Origin of the sequence: Phenylobacterium sp., from assembly GCF_037968635.1 — a bacterium.
GTDB lineage: Bacteria > Pseudomonadota > Alphaproteobacteria > Caulobacterales > Caulobacteraceae > Phenylobacterium.
The window spans coordinates 1-4,981 of the sequence record NZ_JBBKVV010000122.1 but is presented as its reverse complement, the minus strand read 5'-3'; the positions used below and the strand labels follow the sequence as shown (position 1 = coordinate 4,981).

Genomic DNA, 4,981 nt, shown 5'->3' with positions numbered 1-4,981 from the left:
ATCGAAGCGACGGCCGAAAGTGCGCCGATGGGCGGACCCTATGATTTAGCGACTGCCGGGGCGAGCATCCATTGGATGGACCATGCATTGCTGTTCCCCCGCCTTGTTCAGCACTTGGCCCCAAAGGGGATCGTAGCGATCGTTGGCGGTGACGAGCCCCACGACCCACCGTGGGCGAACGGGTACAAGGCGATGATGGCAAAATGGATTCCAGCGATGGGCGGACGATACGATCCTGTTGGCTTCAGCGCCGCCGTTCACGTCCATGAAGCCTGGATGGATATAGCTGGCCGAAAATCCTTCACGTCGAAAATCACCCAACGAATAGATGACTTCATTGATGGTGAGCATTCACGCGGCACCTGGGTCCGGTCCAAAATGGGGGCTCGCGCCGAGCAGTTCGACGCCGACATGCACGCTCTGCTATCGCCCCATGCACAGGACGGGGTGCTGACCTTTGAAGTGGTGTGTGGTCTCACCTACGGGCGGCCGCGAAGCTCGCCAAAGCCCATCCAGTAAGCCAAAGCTACGCAATCTTCCGAGACATTTGAGCGCTGAGGCAGAGTCCCCTGGTTCCGCTCGCTTGCCACCCTTCTCCGAAGCTGGGAACGTCTGCTTGTAGGCAACGCCCTCCTCTTCCCGGCAGGCGCGGCGCGGTCCTTACCTCTACTTGGCGGAGTGCTGCGTGTAGCCCTTCTTGACCAGGAACTCCCTCAACAGCCGCTCGGTGATCTGCGTGAGCGGAATCCCGTCCTCTAGCGCCAAGCGCCGCAGATCCTTGTGCATGGCCTCGGGAATGTGGATCAGCACCGGCTTCTTGCCCGGATGGCTGTCCTTCTTCGCCGCTGCCGGCGACACGGCCAAGGCCGGCGCCGGTTCGGCCTGGGGCTCGGGCGCATCGAACATCGCCCGCAGATTTGGCTTTGGCTTGCTCACGTCGTCCCCCGCTTAGCTCGCTTAGTCGCAAAATCGCTTAGTCGCTTAACTTCATCAAACGCGGCCCGCAGCTCGGCGGCGGCCTTGCCCTTCGGATCGTATTCGGTAGCCGCCTGCCCCAGCCCGACCGCGTTGCTGAAATCCTTGCGGTCGTGAAGGCGGGTCGCCAACACCACGACGCCCATCCCGACAAAAGAGGCGGCCGTGTCGTCGGCCTCGCTCCCTGTGTGCTTCACCTGGGAAAGGACGACGGCGAAGGGCGTCCCCTCCTGCTTGATCTGTTTGACCGTCTGCAGGACCGAGGCGATGTCGAAGGCGCGAGGAACGACGGGGATCAACACGAAGTCGGCCGCGCGGGCGGCCTCCGTGGCGATGTCGCGGGAATTTGCGGGCGTGTCGATGATCACCAGGTCCGCCTGGCCCTTCTCGGCCTTGGCCAGATTCAGCGGCAGCACGGCGATTCCAGTGTTGACCACGGTCACGTCATCCGTGGCGCGAGCATTTTCCCAATAGCTGGCCGTGCCCTGCCGATCGTCTGTGTCGAGGATCACCACGGACGCGCCGTCGCGGGCCGCCTCAACGGCGAAGCCCGTGGCCAGGGTCGTTTTCCCCTGCCCGCCCTTTTGACTGATGATCGCCCAGGTATGCATGACTAAGCCCGTAAGCGATTAATGGTTTCAGCGAGCTTAACGGCTTAGTCGCTGATTTCCACAATCGGATATTCGCTTAGCGTATTAATCGCTTAGTGTGCGGCTTGCAGCGCCTGATGGCCCTCGGCCGGATGAGACCGGGCCTCAAGCACCCGCAAGCCCTTGGGATCGTTGTCTAAAAGCGCAAGCGCACTGCTGATCGCCCGGCTCGGCAACAGGTCGCCGGCCTCGTATTTCTGAAAGGCGCGCGGGCCGCCGCCGATCAGCTCGCCGGCAGCGGCCTGACTCAGGCCCAGCTTCTTGCGGATGCGGCGGATGCCTTCGGGCTCGATCAACCCCTCGCTGCGGGCCTTGAGCAGGTTCAGCATCCGGTCGGAGACCTTCATATCCTCGCCGGTGTGGGTGCTCTGATCCGAGGCGTCGCAATACCAGCCCGGCATGTCGAAGGTGATCGACTGGCCCTTGTAATTGAGGGTCATCGGCCGCGCGTCGCGGCGCATCGGCGCCCCGGTTTCGGGACAGACTGGATTGTCAGCCATTGTCTTTCTCCTTGAACGACAGCAACAAAAACTCGGTGACCAGGTCGGCCGTGAACTTCACGTACAGCACGCCGGCAGGTGAGGGGACATGGTAGACATCCTGCCAAACTCGGTGATCCGCATAGGCAGTCATCGACTTGTAGAAGTGGCCGCGCTGCATCGTTTGGACCGTCGCGACGATCTCATCGCGGCCGAAACCAAGCTCGGCAGCGTTGCGTAAGGCGACACCCGTGACGTTCAGGCGATCAACGCTCGCAAACGCGGCCTTGAACCCCTCAAGATCGTAGGTGGGCTTCCGCTTTTCCGTCATGCCACCAAATGACACCACTATGGTGTAAAGTCAAGGCACACCATTATGGTGTAAGCGACCTTAGGCCGCGACCCGCGCCAAGGCCCGTTGCACGTTCCCAGGATGCCAGGACGCGCCGCCAGGGGAGGGGACGCCATCGGCGTTCAGAGTCTCGGCGATGCGCCGCAGCGTCAGCCCTTCCGCCTTGAAAGCCCGGAGGCGATCGGCGATCGGCGCCAGCCGGTCCACGGCCTCGGCCTTATTCTGATCCGCCAGGACGCGGCCATTGGCCCCCAGCACCCGCCCCCGCGCCTTGGCGGCGGCAAGGGCGGCCTTGGTCCGCTGGGAAATCATATCCCGCTCATGCTCTGCGACGGCGGCGAGAATGTGCAGGGTGAGCCGGGTCGCATGGGGATTATCCACGGCGATGAAATCGACCTTGGCCTCCATCAGCTCGGAAATGAACGCGACGTTGCGGGCCAGCCGGTCCAGCTTGGCGATGATCAGCGTGGCCTTGTGCTTGCGGGCGAAGGCGAGGGCGGCCTGCAGCTCGGGCCGGCGATCCAGGGCGTTCGCGCCCTTTCCGGTTTCGACCTCGGTGAACTCGGCTAGCGGCGGCCATCCGCCATTGCTCAGATACCGCATGACGGCCTCGCGCTGGGCGTCCAGGCCCAAGCCCGAATGGCCCTGTTGCGCCGTGCTCACCCGGTAGTAGGCAACGAACTTTCCGTCGGCCATTTTTGACGCCCCGTCACACGCATACGAACGTTTACCTGTGACAAGCCTGGCCGGCCAGAAGTTTTTCGGACGGTCGGTGTATGTTCCCAAAAGCTGAAACGGCCTGCGGCTTCAAAGGCTTAAGGCTGGAACCAATAGAGAACATTTGGGGCCGGACACATTATGCAGTATATTCTGGTTCCCGGACGCACCTGCACCAGGGACGGCGCACACGCAGCCGCCCAAAGGGCAGGCGGCGGCGGGGGTGTCGCTAGCTCCGAGCTTCAGACCTGCATGGTTGAACCACAAGCACAGACATTCTCGTCCGCCATCAACAGCGCCGTGGCGGCGTTGGCAGACCGAATGCGGGTGCGCCGACCTCCCAAACAGCGGGCCAGGGTGAAGCACAGCCAGATCACCATGCCGCAGGCTGAAAACGCCCGCGACGCGTGGCTGTTCTCCATCCGCAACAACGCGCCCCTGAATACCTTTGCCACGATCCACTGGGGCCACGCCCCAGCCAGGGCGGCGGACCTCCACCCGGTTGAGCGCAACGGCCGCCTTCGCGACGGGCTGAAGGCTTGGTTCTACCGCCACGCCCCAGGTGTTCCGTTCGCCTGGATTGAGGTTCGGGAAAAGACCCGCAGCCTCGGTGAGCATGTCCACCTGGTGGCGCATGTCCCGGACCATCTCCGGGAGCGCTTCGCCAAGACCATTGACCGCCTGGTCGCGCGCCAGTCCGCCAGCGTCAGCCCGACGGCCGTTGACGTTCGCCCGGTCGGCCCAAAGTGGTGGGAGCGCCACGCCTACCTCATGAAGGCCGGAACCGATGATGTCCGCCAGCGGTACGGCGTCCCGGACAGATGGAGCCGCAGCCAAGGCATGATTGAGGGCGCCCGCATCCGCATAGCCCACGCCATCGGCCCAACGGCCCGCAGGGCCGCAGAGAACGCCGCTGGCATGATTTCTGATGTTTCCGCCGTTGCGTAGGCCAGGGCAGGCAACTGCTACCCACGGCCCAGACAAGCCAACCTGATAGAACAGGTCCTTAGCCAAAGGATTTCGGAAAATATGGGCGGCTATAGCTCGGGCAGATACCGGGAGCGAAACCGGGGAACGGTGGACGCGGCGATCCGGCTCGATCTCCGCGTCATGCGTCGCCAGGGCTTCCTTGTGCCTGGTGCGGTCACGTCGGGCGTGCAGCGTTGGACGCGGGTGGCGACGGGCGAGGAATCCGGCAGCGTCGGCGTCACGGTGAACCTGGCCAACCCTGACGCGGGCTTTGTGGTGGTCCGGTTCAATCTGAATGGCGATCCACGCGTGCAGGAGATCCAGCTCGAGAGCCGCCCCATGCGCTACGGCGGCCGGCGGTACTATTTCCTCTGCCCCAAGCACGGGCGCCGGTGTGAAGTCCTGCCCATGGTCGGCGGCGTGTTCGCGTCCCGCCAGGCCGGCCGCCTGACCTATCAATCGCAGTCGGCCGACCAGATCGACCGGATGCGGGATCGCGCGCACAGGCTCGAAAAGCGCCTATGGCCCGACAAGGGAAAGCCCAGGCCGCGAGGGCGGAATCGAGAGCGCCTGGTGGAGGCATGGGCCCAGGCGGACAGCGCCTTTGAGAACATGTTTGCCGCGACGATCATGCGCCGCTGGGGCCACCTGTTTTAGATGCCGAGACCAGACGTTCCCAAGGCCTCAGAAGGGTGGTTAGCTGGCCCTCCAACGCCCGTCGTCTATGCGGCTCTATCGCCGCCACGTCACGACGGAAGGAGCCCCAAGCTCGGCACAGTTCACCACTACCGTGGCGCGGCTCTTGGGCTGGGCTTCATCGAAATACATTTGGTTGCCCT

At 63.7% G+C, this 4,981-nt stretch carries 7 protein-coding genes and 1 pseudogene; 3 read left to right on the top strand and 5 right to left on the bottom strand.

Features of this window, described 5'->3' with window-relative positions; all coding sequences use genetic code 11:
* Nucleotides 1-519, top strand: a pseudogene (locus AAC997_RS14955) (hypothetical protein); the annotation flags it as partial.
* 147 nt (nt 520-666) lie between these two features.
* Here the strand turns inward: AAC997_RS14955 and AAC997_RS14950 are convergent.
* From AAC997_RS14950 to AAC997_RS14930, 5 genes are all read right to left on the bottom strand, one after another.
* Nucleotides 667-936 carry a hypothetical protein gene (locus AAC997_RS14950; protein ID WP_340646496.1) on the bottom strand — a complete coding sequence of 90 codons (270 nt, stop codon included), beginning with the start codon at nt 934-936 and terminating at the stop codon, nt 667-669.
* Entirely contained in the window at nt 933-1,586 is a 654-nt protein-coding gene (locus AAC997_RS14945) for a division plane positioning ATPase MipZ (RefSeq protein ID WP_340646495.1), read from the bottom strand. Before AAC997_RS14945 ends, AAC997_RS14950 begins: the two co-directional genes overlap by 4 nt.
* Before the next feature lie 92 nt (nt 1,587-1,678).
* Nucleotides 1,679-2,125 carry a type II toxin-antitoxin system MqsA family antitoxin gene (locus AAC997_RS14940; protein ID WP_340646494.1) on the bottom strand — a complete coding sequence of 149 codons (447 nt, stop codon included), beginning with the start codon at nt 2,123-2,125 and terminating at the stop codon, nt 1,679-1,681.
* A complete protein-coding gene (locus AAC997_RS14935; RefSeq protein ID WP_340646493.1) occupies nt 2,118-2,435 on the bottom strand; it encodes a type II toxin-antitoxin system MqsR family toxin in 318 nt (105 codons plus the stop codon). Before AAC997_RS14935 ends, AAC997_RS14940 begins: the two co-directional genes overlap by 8 nt.
* A 60-nt stretch (nt 2,436-2,495) precedes the next feature.
* Entirely contained in the window at nt 2,496-3,152 is a 657-nt protein-coding gene (locus AAC997_RS14930) for a recombinase family protein (protein ID WP_340646492.1), read from the bottom strand.
* 378 nt (nt 3,153-3,530) lie between these two features.
* On the opposite strand from AAC997_RS14930, the gene AAC997_RS14925 reads away from it, so the two are divergent.
* Together AAC997_RS14925 and AAC997_RS14920 are read left to right on the top strand one after the other, a co-directional pair.
* Nucleotides 3,531-4,121: a hypothetical protein gene (locus AAC997_RS14925; protein ID WP_340646491.1), complete on the top strand. Its 591-nt coding sequence runs from the start codon at nt 3,531-3,533 to the stop codon at nt 4,119-4,121.
* An 81-nt stretch (nt 4,122-4,202) separates the two neighbouring features.
* Nucleotides 4,203-4,799, top strand: a complete 597-nt coding sequence (locus tag AAC997_RS14920) for a hypothetical protein (protein WP_340646490.1) — start codon at nt 4,203-4,205, stop codon at nt 4,797-4,799.
* The last annotated feature ends 182 nt before the right edge of the window (nt 4,800-4,981 follow it).

Bases quoted from the DNA above. Each gene is read 5' to 3' on its own strand.
- AAC997_RS14945 (WP_340646495.1), bottom strand. From the start codon at position 1,586: ATGCATACCTGGGCGATCATCAGTCAAAAGGGCGGGCAGGGGAAAACG.
- AAC997_RS14940 (WP_340646494.1), bottom strand. From the start codon at position 2,125: ATGGCTGACAATCCAGTCTGTCCCGAAACCGGGGCGCCGATGCGCCGC.
- AAC997_RS14935 (WP_340646493.1), bottom strand. From the start codon at position 2,435: ATGACGGAAAAGCGGAAGCCCACCTACGATCTTGAGGGGTTCAAGGCC.
- AAC997_RS14930 (WP_340646492.1), bottom strand. From the start codon at position 3,152: ATGGCCGACGGAAAGTTCGTTGCCTACTACCGGGTGAGCACGGCGCAA.
- AAC997_RS14920 (WP_340646490.1), top strand. From the start codon at position 4,203: ATGGGCGGCTATAGCTCGGGCAGATACCGGGAGCGAAACCGGGGAACG.